The following is an 18,258-nucleotide window of genomic DNA, read 5'->3' as shown; positions in this document are numbered from 1 at the left end:
TCTCCTGTAGTCAATGTCCATACCCAACGTATACCTTTTTCCGGTGGACACGACAATTATCAATAATCGTTTGGCTCTACTATTTTCCTTTTCCTAGCCCAAATCCGGTGTATCCACAAACGTTACGACCAGATCAGCCGTCTGATGAAGCTCGAATACCATGATTTCATTCTCACCTTTTTGAAGGAGCGGAGCAGGTACATACAACGTTTTTTGCGGTCCTTTATTCCAGTAGCGCCCCAGATTGAATCCGTTTACAAATACAACTCCCTTGGTCCAGTTATCCAGTCGCAGAAAAGTATCTCTTACATCCGTGATCTGAAGATTTCCCCTATAAAAGGCTGGTCCCTGTACTTCATTAATTGTTTCGTTAATTGCTTCGCTAATCACATCGCTGAATTGTAAACCGGACAGATCAGTTAATGGCAGACAATGATTCGTCCAATCATATAAAAATTGAAAGCCATGGCGCACCCCCTCCGTAATCCCCTTCGGATCTCTCAGGTACGGACCATAGTTGATTCGCCCCATATTTTCAACAAGGATCAATAGATCTGCGCCCCCTGGCGGCACCTCAAAGGAAATCGATACTGCTGTATTCCCTCGTTCCAACACGCCCTGAAATTGCCCATCAACAAACACAAGCGCACGGTCACGAACCTCCTGAACCACCAGTTCCTGTCGCTCCCTTGGCCCGGATATTCGGGTTTGATAACAAATAAAGCCATAATCCTGACCCAGCTTCTCCATCGGTTCCGGATTCGTGCGTTGCAACGGGGCAGATATCCGGTCCAACTGCGCCAGTAATGACGCCTGTTGGTTTAACTCCACTCGCCCATAGCCGATAGTCCCCTTCGATTCTGGCAGCACAAGCTCACCCAGACCGCTGTCGCTATACCGAGCAATAAGGTCCCTCACCGCATGGAACTTCGCTGTCGGCTCCCCGGATTCACTGAGTAGTGAATCGTAGTCGTAACTTGTAATTGTGGGTTCGTATTGATCCTTCTGCTGACAGTTCGCCCCGTTATAAAATCCAAAGTTTGTTCCCCCGTGGAACATATAAAAGTTAACCGAAGCCCCTGCTCGAAGCATCTCCTCAAACACACCCGCCACATCTGGGGCTTCTCGGGTATGATGCGACTCTCCCCAGTGGTCGAACCAGCCGTTCCAATACTCCATGCACATCAAAGGTTCTTCCGTCTGATATTCACGCAGCTTGGCAAACGCTCCTTCCGTTCCTGATCCAAAATTGACTGTAGCCAGATGCCCCGCCACTGATCCCGCTTGCAGCATGTGGTCTGTCGGCCCGTCCGAGGTAAATAACAACACATCCATACCGCGCTCCACCATGCCATCACGTAAATATTGCAGGTAACTCGCGTCGTTCCCGAAGCTGCCGTACTCATTTTCAATCTGCATTGCGATAATCGGCCCGCCATGGGTGCTCAGAAGAGGTTTCAATTTGGGCAAAAGCACATCATAATAACGATCCACATTCGCCAGGAATTTTGCATCATTACAACGAAGACGGATATCATCATCCGCAAGGAGCCAGGCAGGTAATCCGCCAAACTCCCACTCGGCACATATATAAGGACTTGGACGAACAATCACATGTAGACCCACATCTCCCGCAATGCGAATAAAACGTTCGAGATCAGCCATGCCTTCAAAACAAAACTGCCCCGGCTGCGGCTCATGAATATTCCACGGCACATACGTTTCTACTGTATTAAAGCCACAGGCTTTCAGCTTGAGTAACCGATCCTCCCAATATTCGGGGACCACTCTGAAATAATGGATGGCACCTGACAAAATCCGAATGGGCTCGCCATCATACATGAATTGTGAACCTTTATACGTTAGCAACGCCATTTGACAGCCCTCCCCGCTCGCTCAGATATATGCCTAACCCGGACAACGTAGGATACCATCTGGATTCATGAATGGTTACTCGCATCCTTCTCGATGTGACCTGTGGGAAACAGCAAATTCGCTTGTAGCCCACCACCGTCCCCTTGTAGAACTCTTCCCAACCGCCATCTGCCCTCTGTGACTCCAGTGTAAAACGCTCAATCCGTTGGCCTGTCTGGATATGTTCCATCAGCACCACCCGGTCAAATGAGCGTTCCCCCTGCAAATCCAGCTCGATCCAAGCCTGCTCGGTTCCTTCGTGCGGACACCAATACGTCTCCCGTCGTTCCGTCAGCACCTCCGATACGGCATGTTGTTCATCCATCGTCTCCGATGCTTTTACCAGCGCCTGCAAGGCCAAATTTTCCTGAAAAATGGTACGCAGCGAATCTCCCAATTCCTGTAGTCGCTCCACATCACGTTCGTGAATGAGACCACGCGTATCCGGTGGCAGATTGAGCAAAAAGGTGGCGTTGCCCCCCACTGCGCCGTAATAGACGGCCAGCAGTTCTTCCAATATTTTGACCTGATCATCTTCACTGGCATGATAGAACCATCCTGGACGAATTGAGGTATTCACCTCGGCAGGGTACCAGATCAGTTGGTCACCTTGGGAACGAATGACCACCCGGCTTCCCAAATCACTGTCCTGCGTATTAATCCTTGTGGCAAACTCACCATCATCCACCTGCTGCGATTGCTCCTGAATCTTCTCATTATCCTGCATATGCGCTGGCACAACGCTCCATTCCGATTCCCGCGTATGCCCCGCCTCATTGCCACACCAGCGAACATCCGGGCCACATACCGAGATGACAGCTTCGGGCTGAAGTTCACGAATAAGCGCATAATAGGCGTCCCAGTCATACACCTGCCTTTTGCCAATCGGACCCTCCCCACACGCGCCGTCGAACCATACACAAAAGATATCGCCATAATTCGTGAGCAGCTCGCGCAACTGTTGGAGGAAAAACTCGTTATATCTCGCCGAATCTCCATAAGTGGCTTCATGCCGATCCCAAGGAGACAGGTACACGCCAAACTTCAATCCACCCTCACGGCAGGCATCGGCGACTTCACGAACCAAATCCCCGTCACCGTTCCTCCACGGACTGGCTGCAACCGTATGCGCTGTAAACTGGCTTGGCCACAAACAAAATCCATCATGATGCTTACATGTCAAAATCAGCCCCTTCATCCCGGCAGCCTTGCAAGCCTGCACCCATTGCGCTGCGCTCAGTTCAGAAGGATTGAAAATCGCCGGGTCTTCATCCCCAGTGCCCCATTCCCGATCCGTAAATGTATTTACCGTAAAATGAATAAACGCGTAGAACTCCATCTCCTGCCATCTCAGCTGGCGTTCGGATGGGCTGACCTGTGCTGCGGACTTAATCCATTCGGCTGGTTGCAGTTCATAATTCATGGCGTATCACTCCTTTTATTTAGCGCATCCCTAAATCATTGGACCACCCTTGCTTGGACCGCTACTCAGTGCACTACTGTCCATGAATGGCTGTGATGCAAGCAATAACTGCTGCTTGGCTCGAGCGATAAGCTGCGAATCTGCGGGATGGTCGAAGCTTCCTTCACGGCGTACGCCTGATCCCATATGTATCTCTGTGATACCCGTCTGACTCACTAGCGTTTGAATTCCCTCTATGGTGACCCCCGACCCTGCCATGACAGCGATGTTCAAGGTTTGCCCCAATTGCTGAAGCTGTTTCAGTTCCAGTATGGCTTCAGGCGCTGTCTGTTTCCCTCCCGATGTAAGCACACGCTCCACGTTGCCCAATGTGTTAATGGCCTTGAGCGCCTCAGTCAGACTTGTGCTCACATCCATTGCACGATGAAACGTAACCCCTAAATCCTGAGCTTCGGCCATACATAATTGCATGGATAGGAGGTCCACTTCACCAGCTCCTGTAAGAGCACCGATCACGATACCAGCGGCTCCAAGTTCCTTCGCCACGCGGATATCCCGGGTCATGGCCTGGATGTCATCTGCGCTATAGCGGAACGAGCGGCTATGCGGACGGATCATGACATACACTGGGATGGAGACTTGGGACAGCACTTGCTCCATGAAGCCATAACTGGGGGTAAGTCCTCCTTCGGACATCGCAGACACCAGTTCAATCCGATCAGCCCCTCCCTCCTCAGCTGCCTTGGCATCTTCCACATTCACAGCAATGACTTCCAATACAGGTTGTCTTCCCATAAGGTCGCTCCCTTCACTTCATCGTAGATTATTCCTGAACCGTTAACCCGTATCGATAGACATCACTCGAACAGCACACAGCCTGATCCATGACATAAAGGACCGACTGAACGCTTCATCAGCGCTCCTGCGGTCCTTCTTCATCATTATTTGACGATGTTCAGCTTCCAGATTGCAATCTGCAAAGGTTGACTGTCCTGAACGATATATGGTTTGTCGGTAATGATCTTCATGATTGGATTCTCCTTTGGGGACCGGAATGGGCTAGCAAATAGAGAGCACAACGGATTTCATCACTTTAAATAATGAGTTTTGTTATTTTTGTTATTTATAATGTTATTATCAATTAGCAATAGTCTAAAACGTTAGGATCAGAACGTCAATACAAAAAAAAGACACCCAGAGGGTGTCTTCATGTCTTGGATAACCTTCTGGTTATCCGAGCTTTTTCTATTTTCTACGCCGAGCCTTCGTCATTCGATTAAACATAATCAGTGCAGCAATAATCATGGCTATCATGGCAATATTACTCGCCACTTCTTGTGATAGTCCGAAAAGAACTCCCAGGTTAGTCACCAGGCCTCTTACAATCAGCGCCACCACAACCAGCAGGATTGGACTCAAAAAATTATAATTTCTCATTCCTCGCAACACTCCTGACCCCATTGTTCAGAACTACGAATCTCATAACACTATCATAACAGTAGCTATTCTGTGTTACAACAAAGGACACCCGCGTACAGTGTCCTTTGTCATATACCAACGTATTCTGCTTTTGATGAACAACCTTTCGATTGCTCTTATCACCTGATATTTCCGATTATCTTCTATACCTGCTTGAATTCGATCCAGTCAATCTGGAGACCTGGTTTGGTGAAGTCCAGTTTCAATTCATACAGTCCTGCTTCAAGATCTACTTTGACAAGCTTCTGTCTGATCCATTTGCCTTCCGTACCATTCGTTTGAATGGTGGTCACCAACTGGTCATTCAGGAGCAGGTTACATGCACTTTGAGCCAGTTCCGGCTCAGGGGACATGATCTGTACGATAATCCGATAATGGCCGGCCTCGTCCACTTTCATGTAGACCGGTTCAGCTACCGCAGGTTTCACCTGTGCGTTCTCAACCAGATCCTGAGTTTGTGTAGCAGATAGGGAAGCATTCGCTTGGAAAGAAGCGACGTTCTCCACGATCTCGTGTTTTCTACCTGACACCGGTGCATTCATGATGAACTTGCAGATGTTGATTGCGGAGCGTTGCAGCTCTCCACGCGTCAATGTTCCATTTTCCAAGGATTCAATCGTGTTGTCGTCCCAGCCATTGATCTCTGCGCCGTAGTTCGGTACAACCATGTAGAGATCATTCTGCGCACGAATCATCCAGTTCGTGTATTTGCGATCAGCTTCTCCACCTTCGGTCACATCATTCATAATCGCCCACCAGTCGGTCATTACGATTCCTTCGAAATTCCATTCGCCACGCAGAATTGTGGTGTTCAGGTCGTAGTTGGATGCCGCCCAGTGTCCGTTAACCGGGTTGTAGGAAGTCATGATGGAGTTTGCTCCGCCTTCTTTTACGGCGATTTCGAACCCTTTCAGGTAAATTTCACGCAGTGCACGTTCGGAGACAACAGCATCTACTTTACTGCGGTGTTTCTCCTGGTTGTTGCAGGCAAAGTGTTTCAGTGTGGCATTGGAACCACCCTTCATAATACCTTTTGTACACGCTGCGGCAAATACACCCGAGATCAGCGGATCTTCGGAGAAGTACTCAAAGTTCCGGCCATTGAGCGGGCTCCGGCGGATATTTAGTCCAGGTCCGAGCAGGGTATCCACCTGATTTCTCAGCAATTCCTGTCCTTCCATCACATACAACTCTTCAACAAGATCCTTGTTCCAAGTCGCCGCAAGCAACGTACCAATGGATACCTGTGTTGCCTTCTCGCCACTATCCATACGAATACCGGACGGGCCATCTGCCGTACATGCTACCGGAATACCGTAGTTAAACAGGCTGTCGCTGACACCACCAAATGCAGATGCTGTTCCTGAAGTAACGAGCGGACTGCTCATACCTTCGCCACGGACAATCGCCGCCAGATCCTGATCACTCAGTTGAGCGATGAAGGTTTCCAGACTCACTTTGCCAGCTTTAACGTCACTCAGCTTGTGGCCTTGGTTGCCCGTCTGCTCCAGCGTTTGCGGGAGATTCTGCTCAATCCGGTTCGCCATGGATATCTTACGTTTCGGTACTTCTGCATAAGTCAGTTCATAAGATCCATCTTCCTTGCGCGTACCTGGTTTCATCCGTGTAAAATCTTCAGTTGGGGCCATCGCTTCTTGCAATTGCTCCACCAATTGAAGAGATTCAATACTATAGCCATCCTGGCCATCAATGCTAATGTGCTGCACTTGTTTCACACTGGTTCCTACATGCAGTCGGTATGTGCCTTCTTCCAGAACGTATGCTGAAGCATGACCTGTAACACCCGCATCATCGTAAGATGCCATCGCATGGATCGGGAAACTGATCGTCAGAAGTTCTGACTCGCCCGGCTGCAACAATCCTGTTTTTCCAAAAGCCACCAAAGCCTTCACCGGTTGTCCCAGTTTGCCTTGTGGTGCTTCATAATAGACTTGCACAACCTCTTTGCCCGCATATGTTGTACCTGAGTTGGTCACATTTACACGAACTTCAATGTAGGTTTCGCCGTCTTTGGACACGGATTTTGCTTCTTCGTGCTGGGCCAAAAACGTCGTATAAGACAGGCCGTAACCGAATTCAAACTGAACGCGCTCAGGTCGAAACGTTTCGAAATAACGATAACCTACATAGATATCTTCCTGATACAGGTTCTTGAACTCATTGCCATAGTTGCTTGTCGAAGGGTAATCTTCAATGGAATATGCAATCGTATCTGTCAGTTTACCGCTTGGTGTAACGTCCCCCGCCAGCACATCGGCAATCGCGTTGCCACCCTCCATACCGCCATGCCAGGAGTAAATTACGCCTTGGATTGGATGTAGATACGTTTCGTTTAACCAGCTCATGTCGATGATATTTGAGACATTCAACACAACGATTGTGTGTTCAAATTGCGAAGTAACTTGCTTCAACATCGCTTTCTCATCTTCTGTCAGTTGGTAACTTCCTGGCGCATCCGCATTATCCTGGTCTTCTCCTGCTGTACGTCCAATCACGATAATGGCTTTGCTGGATTGGCTTCTAGCCTGTGCAACGAGTTCATCCGTCAAAGGCATTTCTTTCTGATTCCATGGCTCGGCCGCCCATACTTTTCCGCCATCATTAAATGGATTTTCCTCGATCCACTTCTCATAGACAGCTGCCAGTTCTTCATTCACCGTAATATTCTTTTTGCTGCGAAGACCATCCAACAGATTTGTTGTATAGGCCACATGAACGCTACCGCCTGAACCCGTGCCGCTGCGATAATAATTGACTTGAATCCGACCAAAAACTGAAACGTTTTCGTTTTCACGAAGTGGAAGCACTTGGCCTTCATTTCTGAGTAAAACGGCTCCTTCTGCGGCAACCGTACGACTAAACTCTGCAAACCCTTCCAATGGAACTCCGATTTGATGTGTGCTCAATGATTTCCCTCCTGATTGTCATCCCCATATCTACGAATCGCTATATATAAAATGAACTCACAAAACATACACTAGGCCACTACTATGACAGAACAACCCTTCGATCACTCTTATCCCCCGATTTCTTGATTCCCTTTTCCTAAGGGAGAAATCCGTTGATAAAGGCGAACGCTTATGCTTCTTCAGGTTATTTCTGTCCTCTCCGTTTTCATGTTTGTTTCTTACACTCATTTTATATAAAAGATATTCTATGATCTGGTAGATTCACTTGTACCTAGTCTCATATTAACAGATTCTATAGAAGAAATTAAATTAGATTTGTGCTTTATTTATTTAATTAAAACATGTCCAGGATTAGCGGCATAATAAAAAGCCACGGACATCTGTTGTCCGTGACTTTTCTTGATTTTATATTACTCATATTAAGTCGTAAGTTTCGCATACACCAGGAAGAATAACATTTCTTCGCCCATGATGACATAACCCGGAACCTGGTAGACCAGATCCACAAGGACAAATGCCACAAGCAACCCTACCATGACCGCCAGATGACGCGGGCCCAGCCGCAGATGTGCGTGTCTGTAGCGATGAAACACAAGGGAAGTTGACAAGAAATACAACAGCGTTGATCCAAATACAAACCCTAGCATGAACACATAGTTTAACTGATTCTGATATAACAGCTGAATTGAAGCAGCGATCATACTCATGGAGATGTAGATGAACAGATGGCCGTATATGATCGCTTGCCCGGCAGTACGGATCTCTTTGCTGACCTTTTTCTCCACGTTGTCGAAGTACTGCCACCACATCGCAATGACAAAGATGGACGTAAAGGCGGCAAACAAAATCGATTTCATATCCCAATGATCGGCTTGCAACACAGCGATAATGCTTACCACCGATTCACCCAGCAGGATAAGTGTAAAGAGCGCAAAACGTTCCAACAAGTGATGGGTCTGAACGGGCACTTTCACCAAGTTTTTGCGTCCGATCAGCGGAAGCACAATATCAACGGCAATCCCCACATACAAAATCAAGTAGCGCAACCAGGAATCGAAGAATAGTGAGCCCGATGAGATTAATATCCCAATAAGGAAACAGATGCCCAAGTAACGAGCCGCTTGCTGCTGATGCTCGCCTTTTGACTTGTGAGCCGTCAGATACTGAATCGCCGTAAATGCCCTTGAGCCGATATATCCAATGAAGAAGGACAGGTAGTATTGGTCAAAATGGGTAGAAAGGCTCGCCGTCATGACCATCACGGACAGAAGCTGAAGGATGAGAAATATTCTATGGATCAGGATGTCTTGACCATAGCGGTTAATAAACAAGGTCTGACCGACCCATGCCCACCAAACAGGGATGAAAATAAGCACAAACTTCATTAAATATTCAAACGTAATTACTCCGTGTTCGGCATGTAACAAGACATGACCCGCTTTGGAGACCGCTGCTACAAAGAGCAGATCGTAAAACAGCTCCAGCCAGGTAACCTTTTTCTCCATCATCCTTCGTTGCTCCTTTGGTTATTCTCATAATCTAACGTCAGCTATATAAGTTGAACTAAAGATGATTCACACATACACTCCGATGACAGAATAACCCTCCAATCGCTGTTATCCCCAGATTTTTTTGATTCCCTTTTCCTAAGGAAAAATCCGGGGATAGCGTATACTTCCGATGTAGCTTTCTTTCAGAAAGTTTTTAGGCGAACGCTTCGCTTTTTCAGGTTTTCTTATTAATTCGCAGCTGTAGCAGGTGCGAGCGTTCTTACCACAATTGGTTGCAGATTGTCCTCAATTTGAGGGCGGTATTTCTCAAACCACTCTGGCAGCATCAATTTTTGTCCAAGCGAGTCAGCAGGTTCATCTTTGGCAAAGCCCGGAGGATCTGTAGCAATTTCGAACAGAATGCCACCAGCTTCTCTGAAGTAAATTGCGTTAAAGTACTGACGATCCCGAACTGGAGTCGGTTGATACCCGTAATCACGTACAGCTTCGCTCCACTGTGCATGCTCCTCATCGTCTTTGGCACGCCATGCAATATGGTGCACGGTTCCTGCACCGCCCATACCCAGAGCCATACGTGTCACCGGAACATCTACGACATTACCGATATCCCCGCTGGACCGGAAACGGGCATACTCTTCATTTTCACTCACTCTGACAAATCCCATGATTTTTTCAAGAGCATCCATCGTTCTTTGCGGATTAACACTGAACAGGACAGCACCGCCGAAGCCTTTGATCGCTTTATCTGTTGGAATTCCTTCATGCGCCCAAGTGCTGGTTGCTCCTTCTTCCCGTTCAACGAGCTCAAGCCGCAGGCCTTCGCTATCTTCGAATTGAAGCAGCTCTTCATTGAAGCGACTTGTTTTGGTTACCTCAATGTTATACTGTTCCAACCGGTTCTGCCAGAAGCCAATCGACCCAGGAGGAATGACATAGGAAGTGATGCCGACCTGACCTCCGCCAATTTTGCCCCGTGGTGATCCAGCCGATGGGAAGAAGGTAATGATGGTACCCGGGCTTCCGTGTTCGTCTCCAAAGTACAGATGATATACATCAGGTGCATCGAAGTTAATTGTTTTTTTCACGAGACGAAGTCCCAAAACTCCGGCATAAAAATCAACATTGGCCTGTGGATCGCCTGCGAAAGCTGTAATATGGTGAATACCTGCTGTTTGAATAGTCATGATTAATTCCTCCTTGGTTTGGTAAGCATGTTTTAAATTGATTAGGTGTTAGAGATATTTGAGTTAGTTAGTTGATTTATAGTAAGTTTGCATTATCTTTAAATTAAGATATATGATCTAGCGAATTATATGCTAGTCGTTATTTTGATTGGCCTGTTCTTGTTTCAATTTATCAGGAGTCACGTCATCGCCGTTTGGATCATAGATGGTTGCATTCAGCAGAATGTCGTTGACCGAACCGCGAAAAGTTTGCAGGTATTCCTTGCGAAGACGAGCCTGTTCCTCTTTCTCCATCTCCGTCAATCCGCCCTCTTTGGCTTTTCTTGAAAGTTCATTTATTCTGGTCAATGTTGGGATCATCATCTTGATCTCTCCTCATGTAATGGATTAAAGATATTTGTTCTTGGCTGCTATTTATATTTAAATTAAATATCTTAAGTTAAAGATAAATGATTTGTGATCGGTTGTCAACTCTTTTATCAAAATTGAATAACTGCACTCGTTCCTCTGCTCTACGCCATGTTGCTTTAACTATGCACCCATACAAAAAAGGGCTAGCTCCGCAATAACTCAACCACTGCTGAACTAGCCCTTCATGTATTTAATTCATTAGCCCAGCTTTTGACCACAGTTCGGACAGAAGTTGGCACCTTCATTTTTGGCTCCACAGTTCGGGCAGAAATTTGGCTTCTTGTTGCCTTCTGTAGATGAAGATGTATTCGAATCACCGTTGCTATTTCCCGCTGGTTTCTGGTCGTTATTTTGATTCTGAGACGAATTGGAATTATTGTTCTGGTTTTGGCCTTGGTTCTGGTTCATGTTTTTCATCATTTCATTGGCCATGTTCATACCCATCATCATGCCCGCCATATCCGAAGCTGCGCCGCCGCCCTGTACTTTACCGGATGAGATGCCGTCTGTCATGCTGACCTGCTGATACTTTTGCAGATTACCAATCATCTCATGCGAAGCAGTTTTTGTAATCATGTCCTGAATCTCTTTTGGATAATTGAAGCTCATCACCTGGAAACCGGTAATCCCAATGCCGATGTCCATCATCTGCATATCCAGATCTTCCTGAATCCCCTTGGCAATATCGGATGCATTGGCCTGCAAGTTGAACATATCCTTCCCTTCACGGCTAATCCACTTCATTAGAAGCTGATCCAGCACGGAAGTAATTCGGATTTTGACATCCTCGACCAGATAACTCTGTTTGATGCCTGCAATCTTATCAATCAGGGTCACATAGTCACTTACTTTGAAATTAAATGTTCCGTTGGCCCGAATCGGCATCCCGCCCGGGAGTTGCGGTGTTGGAATCAATACCGGACTTTGTGTGCCCCAACGCACGGTGAACTCTTTGGTATTTACAAACAAGACTTCGACCCGCATCCCGCTGTTAAATCCGAATTTGAACCCTTTTAAGGTAGAAAGAAACGGAATGATCTCGGAATCGATATTAAACGATCCTTCGTCCTCGAAAATCCCCTCCACTTTACCGTTATTCAGGAAAATGGCGTCCTGGCCCGAACGGATGATAAGTTTACTCCCCTTCTTGATCTCCCGGTTGCTCCACTTCCAAAATATCATGTCATCTCTGAACTCTTCCCATTCCACCACATTCGAAAATTGATTTCTGAAAAATCCCATACTCATTCCCATCCCTTCTAATTAAAAAATCCGCATACTCCGTAGTGACTAGAACGAACCTCTACTTCCACTGTGTGAATGACCGCCTCGGGAGGTACCCCCGCCTCCTCCTCCGCCACCGTTGTTATTGTTCTTCTCGATTTTGCGCTTGGTTACGGTCGTACGGATATAACGATCCTGACGATCAATTACACTGGAATTGCTTGAATCCTCATAAGTCGCACGATTGACCGTGACACGTCCCCCGGAACGATAGGTCATAATACCAACAACAATACCGCCAAGAACTACAGATACTCCCAACTGAAACCAACCGTTGAACAAAATATTGTTCGGATTCACACCGGGTTCATACCCCATATATTTGTAAGAGAGCTCAATGTATTTCTCAAATGCGAGTTTATAATCCCCACTGGACAATTCAGAGGTAATTCGGTTACGGATAGAATCTAGTCGCTGATCACTCAAATATTCTTTTGCCTTATAAAATCCAGCCAGATACACTTCGCGATTATTCATATCCATCGTTAATATGACAGCATTGCCAAGTTTTTTGTCGTACCCTAGCTCCTGCTTATCATAAAAATCTTCAGTTAAGAGCATGACATCCTGATTCTCAACATTATTTGTTGTCAAGATAACAAAGTCCGTCTGCCGTTCCGCGCCATACTGATTCGCAAGTAGATTCAGTTCACTGATCTCCTGCTCACTCAGCAGGTTGGCCTCATCGTAGATGAGATTTTTGCTCTCCGCTGCGGATGCCGATGACATGGAAATCAACGGAGCGACAAGGGTTATCATAAGTAAAATGAGCGTAGCCATCACGGCCAGAGGGGTTCTTTTTCTCATAAGAATCCACCTCCCATCATCCAGGAAACCAGCTTCAGTGACAACAACGACACCGCAGAGACTCCTGCGAACCATCCAGCTACTTTGGCTTTGCTGATCGGCGGTTTACCGACCACTTTACCTGTCTGGCCATTCATGGCAAAGGTATACTGCGCACGATTATAGTCATAGTTGACCATCCACACCGGGAGCAGCACATAGTCTGCATTTTTGAGCGTAGTATCAATCTGTTTGTCCGTGTAGCTCACGCTGCTATATCCGGATACGGTTGAAGCAATATAAGAATCAATGTACGATCTCGTTTTATCCTTGGCCCGTGGAAAAAGTTCCTCGTCCGTATAACTGTATTTTTCCGCAATGTACCCCGCCAGATACGGGGTCTTGAACAATTTCAGCTGATTATATGGGAAAGGCTCCAGCTTATCCATCAGTTCATCCTTCATTTTCTCCGACGCATCAATGGGCAGATTCACATAATTCAGCCGAATTCGGCGGTATATATCAAAATGCTGTGTTTCGGTGTAATGGTAGTCACCCTGGGTGTAGGATCTGACCTTGGTGCCACGACCATGCACTTCGATTTTGTTATGTAACTCGTACAACCAGAACGGCACGTACATACCAGTAATGCTCTGAATCCGATCGGCGGACATGAAGCCACTTGGCGTTAAGAGGCCGTTTTTGCACCACTTTTTGAAAGCCTGCTTGGCTTGATCCTTGTTGATTGAAAAGGGAATCACCATCGCGGGGGCCAGATTGCCCGTCAGCCGATCACTGAGTACAACCGCCGCACCGCAGAAACTGCATGTCGTCGCACTGGTCTCCGGCTCTGTGACAATGTCAGCTCCGCAGCTGTTACAGTGGTATTCTTTGACCTCATTTTCGGTGAATACTTGTCTTTTCAAGGGATCGGGGATCTGCTCTATGTTGTCCTGGCGGCCGCAGCTGGGACAGGATAGTGCACCTGACACACTGTCAAAGATCATACCACTGCCGCAGTTTGGACATTTATATTCAATAACCGGCATCTGCTCACCTCAATGTTAACGAAATATGATTTTTTTCTGTCCTCTACGTTATAGTGTACAAGTTAAACTCACTTCTTCAGCTTTTCATGAATCGCTGCGAGTTCTTCCTCTGCACTTGGCGACGCATTCTCATTATTACCCGCATCTGCGTTCATGTCCCTCTCCAACTGGGCAATTAATTCGTCCAAATCATCTTCCTGTGCCCCAGCACGAAGTTCTGCCAAAGCCTCTGCTTCGTTCAGCGCCTGATTCGCCTTGTCTTCCATGGCCTTCAATGCAGCATCAGCTCTGCCCGCAGATGCATTCCGTTCGTTGGCCTGTTGCTGCGCCTTTGCATCTGCCATGCGACCTTTCAGTTCTGCATGCCGAGCTTCCAATTGCCCCAGATCTGCAACCAGTTTATCGTTCATATGCTTCATCATCTTGGCTTTAGCAGAAGCACGTTCATAGGCGGATTGTAATTCGTTCAATTTGTCAGCAAACTTCACTTTCTTCTCCAGAAAAACACGTGCCTTGTCTTCGTCTCCCGACTCCGCTGATTTTTCCGCATACCGCTGTAACTTCTTGACCTCGGCGTTACACTCATCCAACGCTCGCTTCGCCCGGCTCTCATCTGACAGCACCGCTGCCGTCTCTGCTTTTACCTGACCCAGATCACTGCTCAGGCTTCGCATATACTCATTCACGCTCTTCTCCGGGTCTTCCGCCCGAGATAACATGTGGTTCACATTCGCCTTCATCACGTCTCTAAACCTCGATAAGATTCCCATTACTTGTTCCTCCTCCGAAAAGTTCATATGTATACTATAATACATGAATACACCCACATACGTTTCACATTTCACGTTGGCAAGTGGAGTCCGTACGATCCAAAGTCAGAAAGTAATGGAGTAATAAAAAAAAGACGAGCACCTATAGTGTCGCCTCATGACCTTGTATAAACACACAAAAACGTAAGTACTAACCCTTTGCCCGCACTCTACAAATCCCTACCTAACTATGGCTCCACCGGAAGACTCTCCACCGCTGTGAAAAACACATCCAATAGTTCAACTTTGTACGTAATGCGGACGTATTCTGTGATTAACGCCACATCCTCTTCCCTTTGATACTCCAGACATGGACGGCCCTCACTCCACAGTACCCTGCACGAAAACTTTCCGACAACATCCTTAATGATGTGATCCGGCTCCGCTACTTTATGAATGTCTCCCATATGAAATCTCCTCATTTCTCTACACTTATCGTGTGCAATTATGCATTAATTTTGAAATACATAACGATTCGATTCAGTGTACTTCATCACATTCCACTCGGGAGAGTTATGAAGGCATATCAAACAGGCATTTTGCAGACACAACCGTGTTGGTTCCCCCATAGGTGCCATTCCTTCGCAAGTTGGCTATAATAAGGGGATCAAAGTTTTCTATAAAGGCAGGAAAATTATGCGTACACGAGTTCACTTTATTGCTCCCTACGAATCGATGATTCCTATTATACAAGAGTGCATTCCTCGCTTTCCCCAGTTAACCATTCAGACGGACGTGGGCGACTTGGCAAACGGTGTGGAATTAGCTACTCAAGCTGAGAAAAATGGTGCAGAGATTATCATCAGCCGCGGCGGAACCGCCCAATTGATTAAAAAAGCAGTGACCATTCCCGTCATTGATGTGCAGTTATCGGGCTATGATATGATTCGTTCACTTACACTAGCAAGCCAGTTTAACGGCCAAACAGCCATTGTTGGCTTCTCCAACATCACCTCTGGTGCACAATCCATTATTGATCTGATGGATCTGCCCCTCAAGGTCTATACCATACATAGCTCGGAAGATGTGGCACGATTGCTCTTGGAGTTGAAGGCTTCCGGGTACCGACAGATTGTCGGAGATGTGATCACCGTCAACACCGCGAAGACCTATGGTCTGGAGGGATTGTTAATTCAATCTGGCCAGGAATCCATTCTTAGAGCGATGGAGGATGCACAGCTAGTCTACCGTTATTTGAGTAAAAATCATGCGATATCGATCATCCTGAATGACCTGGTTACACGGGAACATCCGAATTTACTTATTTTAAATGAACGGAATGAAGTGGTATTCGAGAACCTGACTGATTTTGAGAAAAATCCGCTGACCGATAATCACATGTATCTGACCAACACCAGTCTGGAATTCCATCAATCCCAGATCCAAAATGTGTTCATGGTGGACGATTACCAGCTCACGGTTAATGCCTATGAAACAACCCTGGACAACAGGAACTACAAGGTATATATGCTGGAAAAAGGACAACCCTATGCCTTTGCACAATTTGGCATAACAACGTTCACGGACGCATCGATGGAGCCTATTGTTGCTGAATCCCCTGCCATGCAGGCGGTATTAAAGAACATTCGGGCACTTTACGAGCATCATGAACCGATCTATCTGCTGGGTGAAGCGGATTCCGGTAAATCTTTTCTGGTCAAACATATTCATCAGATGTACTCCGGTGGCGGACTGTTATTACAGATGGATCTCTCGCAAGTTCCGCCCGGTCATTTGCACAAGATACCACTCGCCAAGGTTCGAAATGTAGAGATTAACCACATGGAAACACGTATGGAAGATCCGGAGTTGCTCTCCTTTATCCAGAACTGCCTTCAAAATCAGATTGGGGTATTTATACTCGGGGAACAGATATTGAACCCGCATTGGTCACTCGATCTGGAGCTTAATACAATCATGATGCCAAATCTTGCGGATAGACCAGAGGATCTGGCTCCACTGATGCAGCATTTCCTTACGGGTTACTACCAGAAATACGGAACTACTGCGGTAAGAATAAAAGAAGATGCACTACAGCTGATCCAAGATCAGATCACACATATGAACGTCAATCAGCTGAAACATCTGATCAAGCAGGCTGCACTCAATGAACAGGAGTATGTAATCACCACTGCTACCTTATCCCGCTTGCTGGATCAGCAACCTTCTTCAAGCCCAATGAAGTTGAACGGTACGCTGAAGGAGATTGAGAAGGAAGTTATTCAGTTCGTGCTTCAGGAAGAAAATAACAATCAATCGAAGGCCGCAGAGCGTCTGGGGATTAACCGGGCCACATTATGGCGTAAACTTAAAGATTAACTTTAAGTTTGCGTCTTTTTTATCGTCTTTATATGTTGCATTTTTAAACAGTTGACCGAGTATTTAAAATTTACAATAATTTATTGTTGCTATATTAAACGATATGGGATAACATAATCCCTGCAAGCGCTTCATAAAAACGATTACTTCATAAGGAGCTACTACTATGAACATTAAAGCAACTTTAGATCGCATCCCTGGCGGTATGATGGTCGTTCCCCTGTTACTTGGTGCAACCATCAATACATTCTTCCCGAATGCTCTGCGCATTGGCGGATTCACGGAAGCCCTTTTTGTCAACAGTGCCAGTACTTTGATTGCCCTGTTCCTGTTCATTGCGGGTACACAGATTACGTTTAAAACAGCAGGTTCCTCTGTCGGCAAAGGTTTGACCTTGCTTACGTTCAAATGGGTGATTGGTGCAGCCCTTGGTTTTATCGCTATTTTGTTTGCGGATTCAAACGGGTTATTTCTCGGCCTTGCCCCGCTTGCCATTATTGCTGCGATGACTAACTCCAATGGCGGTTTGTACATTGCTCTCGCCGGCCAATACGGGAAAGAAGATGACAAAGCAGCCTACCCTTTCCTAGCACTCAGTGATGGCCCTTTCCTAACCATGGTAGCGCTCTCCATCTTTGGTGCGATGGGTTTTGCCAACGGCATGTTCTCTCCTATGGCCTTTGTCGCGGTATTGCTTCCGCTCATCGTTGGTGTCATTATTGGTAATCTGGACCGCAATCTGGCGGAATGGCTGCATAAAGGCAGTGACAAACTTGTTCCGTTCTTCGCATTTGCTCTGGGTATGAACATTAGCTTCTCCTCCATCATTCAAGGTGGTCTTAGCGGAATTTTACTGGGTGTGTTGACCGTGCTATTAACGGGCGGTATCGGTTTCCTGCTCTTTAAAGCCATTGGCTGGAACCCCATCGTTGGTGCTTCCGAAGGTTCAACAGCCGGGAATGCCGTAGGTACACCTGCTGCCATCGTGGCTGCTAATGCTTCATTTGGCCCGATTGCCGAGATTGCTACGGTGCAAATTGCAGCGAGCGTTGTTACGACAGCCATCCTGTTGCCGATCTTCATCGGGTTCCTCTCCAAACGACTGGAGAAGTCAGGTGGAGTCGAGAAATATAATCAACGACCAACCACATAAATGGTT

Annotated in this window: 15 protein-coding genes; 2 read left to right on the top strand and 13 right to left on the bottom strand. The window is 46.7% G+C overall.

The window, feature by feature from the left end; all coding sequences use genetic code 11:
* Window positions 1-93: 93 nt before the first annotated feature.
* The 13 genes from MKY87_RS17000 to MKY87_RS16940 form a co-directional block, all read right to left on the bottom strand.
* Window positions 94-1,875 carry a glycoside hydrolase family 35 protein gene (locus MKY87_RS17000; RefSeq protein ID WP_340965484.1) on the bottom strand — a complete coding sequence of 594 codons (1,782 nt, stop codon included), beginning with the start codon at window positions 1,873-1,875 and terminating at the stop codon, window positions 94-96.
* On the bottom strand, window positions 1,856-3,337 hold the full coding sequence (locus tag MKY87_RS16995) for an alpha-L-fucosidase (RefSeq protein ID WP_340965483.1): 1,482 nt from the start codon (window positions 3,335-3,337) through the stop codon (window positions 1,856-1,858). The genes MKY87_RS17000 and MKY87_RS16995 overlap by 20 nt, the downstream gene beginning before the upstream one ends.
* Before the next feature lie 30 nt (window positions 3,338-3,367).
* Window positions 3,368-4,132: a copper homeostasis protein CutC gene (locus MKY87_RS16990; protein WP_339787284.1), complete on the bottom strand. Its 765-nt coding sequence runs from the start codon at window positions 4,130-4,132 to the stop codon at window positions 3,368-3,370.
* A gap of 450 nt (window positions 4,133-4,582) precedes the next feature.
* A complete protein-coding gene (locus MKY87_RS16985; RefSeq protein WP_244661153.1) occupies window positions 4,583-4,756 on the bottom strand; it encodes a hypothetical protein in 174 nt (57 codons plus the stop codon).
* 203 nt (window positions 4,757-4,959) lie between these two features.
* The gene (locus MKY87_RS16980; RefSeq protein ID WP_339787287.1) at window positions 4,960-7,743 is read right to left on the bottom strand and encodes a glycoside hydrolase family 3 C-terminal domain-containing protein; all 2,784 of its coding nucleotides are present in this window, start codon (window positions 7,741-7,743) and stop codon (window positions 4,960-4,962) included.
* 422 nt (window positions 7,744-8,165) lie between these two features.
* Window positions 8,166-9,254, bottom strand: coding sequence for a low temperature requirement protein A (locus MKY87_RS16975; RefSeq protein WP_339787290.1), 1,089 nt, complete (start codon window positions 9,252-9,254; stop codon window positions 8,166-8,168).
* A 230-nt stretch (window positions 9,255-9,484) separates the two neighbouring features.
* Window positions 9,485-10,441 carry a ring-cleaving dioxygenase gene (locus MKY87_RS16970; protein WP_340965482.1) on the bottom strand — a complete coding sequence of 319 codons (957 nt, stop codon included), beginning with the start codon at window positions 10,439-10,441 and terminating at the stop codon, window positions 9,485-9,487.
* Between the two features lie 132 nt (window positions 10,442-10,573).
* Window positions 10,574-10,801: a DUF896 domain-containing protein gene (locus tag MKY87_RS16965; protein WP_076333539.1), complete on the bottom strand. Its 228-nt coding sequence runs from the start codon at window positions 10,799-10,801 to the stop codon at window positions 10,574-10,576.
* Window positions 10,802-11,050: 249 nt separating this feature from the next.
* A complete protein-coding gene (locus MKY87_RS16960) occupies window positions 11,051-12,094 on the bottom strand; it encodes an SPFH domain-containing protein (protein ID WP_076210220.1) in 1,044 nt (347 codons plus the stop codon).
* 48 nt (window positions 12,095-12,142) lie between these two features.
* On the bottom strand, window positions 12,143-12,943 hold the full coding sequence (locus tag MKY87_RS16955) for a TPM domain-containing protein (protein WP_340965481.1): 801 nt from the start codon (window positions 12,941-12,943) through the stop codon (window positions 12,143-12,145).
* A complete protein-coding gene (locus tag MKY87_RS16950) occupies window positions 12,940-13,971 on the bottom strand; it encodes a hypothetical protein (protein ID WP_047841485.1) in 1,032 nt (343 codons plus the stop codon). Before MKY87_RS16950 ends, MKY87_RS16955 begins: the two co-directional genes overlap by 4 nt.
* A gap of 68 nt (window positions 13,972-14,039) precedes the next feature.
* Window positions 14,040-14,741: a PspA/IM30 family protein gene (locus MKY87_RS16945; RefSeq protein ID WP_340965479.1), complete on the bottom strand. Its 702-nt coding sequence runs from the start codon at window positions 14,739-14,741 to the stop codon at window positions 14,040-14,042.
* 227 nt (window positions 14,742-14,968) lie between these two features.
* Window positions 14,969-15,187 (bottom strand): hypothetical protein, encoded by a 219-nt coding sequence (locus tag MKY87_RS16940; protein WP_338589967.1) that lies wholly within the window; start codon window positions 15,185-15,187, stop codon window positions 14,969-14,971.
* 229 nt (window positions 15,188-15,416) lie between these two features.
* On the opposite strand from MKY87_RS16940, the gene MKY87_RS16935 reads away from it, so the two are divergent.
* Window positions 15,417-17,099 carry a sigma-54-dependent transcriptional regulator gene (locus MKY87_RS16935; RefSeq protein WP_340965478.1) on the top strand — a complete coding sequence of 561 codons (1,683 nt, stop codon included), beginning with the start codon at window positions 15,417-15,419 and terminating at the stop codon, window positions 17,097-17,099.
* A 166-nt stretch (window positions 17,100-17,265) separates the two neighbouring features.
* Window positions 17,266-18,252 carry a 2-keto-3-deoxygluconate permease gene (locus MKY87_RS16930; RefSeq protein ID WP_036616292.1) on the top strand — a complete coding sequence of 329 codons (987 nt, stop codon included), beginning with the start codon at window positions 17,266-17,268 and terminating at the stop codon, window positions 18,250-18,252.
* Window positions 18,253-18,258: the final 6 nt, after the last annotated feature.

The organism is Paenibacillus sp. FSL R7-0198 (assembly GCF_038000415.1).
Classification (GTDB): Bacteria; Bacillota; Bacilli; order Paenibacillales; family Paenibacillaceae; genus Paenibacillus.
The sequence above is the reverse complement of the archived record's forward strand: the minus strand, read 5'-3'. Positions and strand labels throughout refer to the sequence as shown.

Excerpts from the sequence above, each read along its gene's own strand:
- MKY87_RS16990 (WP_339787284.1), bottom strand. The coding sequence starts at position 4,132 with ATGGGAAGACAACCTGTATTGGAAGTCATTGCTGTGAATGTGGAAGAT.
- MKY87_RS16955 (WP_340965481.1), bottom strand. The coding sequence starts at position 12,943 with ATGAGAAAAAGAACCCCTCTGGCCGTGATGGCTACGCTCATTTTACTT.
- MKY87_RS16960 (WP_076210220.1), bottom strand. The coding sequence starts at position 12,094 with ATGGGATTTTTCAGAAATCAATTTTCGAATGTGGTGGAATGGGAAGAG.
- MKY87_RS16945 (WP_340965479.1), bottom strand. The coding sequence starts at position 14,741 with ATGGGAATCTTATCGAGGTTTAGAGACGTGATGAAGGCGAATGTGAAC.
- MKY87_RS16965 (WP_076333539.1), bottom strand. The coding sequence starts at position 10,801 with ATGATCCCAACATTGACCAGAATAAATGAACTTTCAAGAAAAGCCAAA.
- MKY87_RS17000 (WP_340965484.1), bottom strand. The coding sequence starts at position 1,875 with ATGGCGTTGCTAACGTATAAAGGTTCACAATTCATGTATGATGGCGAG.
- MKY87_RS16935 (WP_340965478.1), top strand. The coding sequence starts at position 15,417 with ATGCGTACACGAGTTCACTTTATTGCTCCCTACGAATCGATGATTCCT.
- MKY87_RS16940 (WP_338589967.1), bottom strand. The coding sequence starts at position 15,187 with ATGGGAGACATTCATAAAGTAGCGGAGCCGGATCACATCATTAAGGAT.
- MKY87_RS16970 (WP_340965482.1), bottom strand. The coding sequence starts at position 10,441 with ATGACTATTCAAACAGCAGGTATTCACCATATTACAGCTTTCGCAGGC.
- MKY87_RS16995 (WP_340965483.1), bottom strand. The coding sequence starts at position 3,337 with ATGAATTATGAACTGCAACCAGCCGAATGGATTAAGTCCGCAGCACAG.
- MKY87_RS16930 (WP_036616292.1), top strand. The coding sequence starts at position 17,266 with ATGAACATTAAAGCAACTTTAGATCGCATCCCTGGCGGTATGATGGTC.
- MKY87_RS16975 (WP_339787290.1), bottom strand. The coding sequence starts at position 9,254 with ATGATGGAGAAAAAGGTTACCTGGCTGGAGCTGTTTTACGATCTGCTC.
- MKY87_RS16950 (WP_047841485.1), bottom strand. The coding sequence starts at position 13,971 with ATGCCGGTTATTGAATATAAATGTCCAAACTGCGGCAGTGGTATGATC.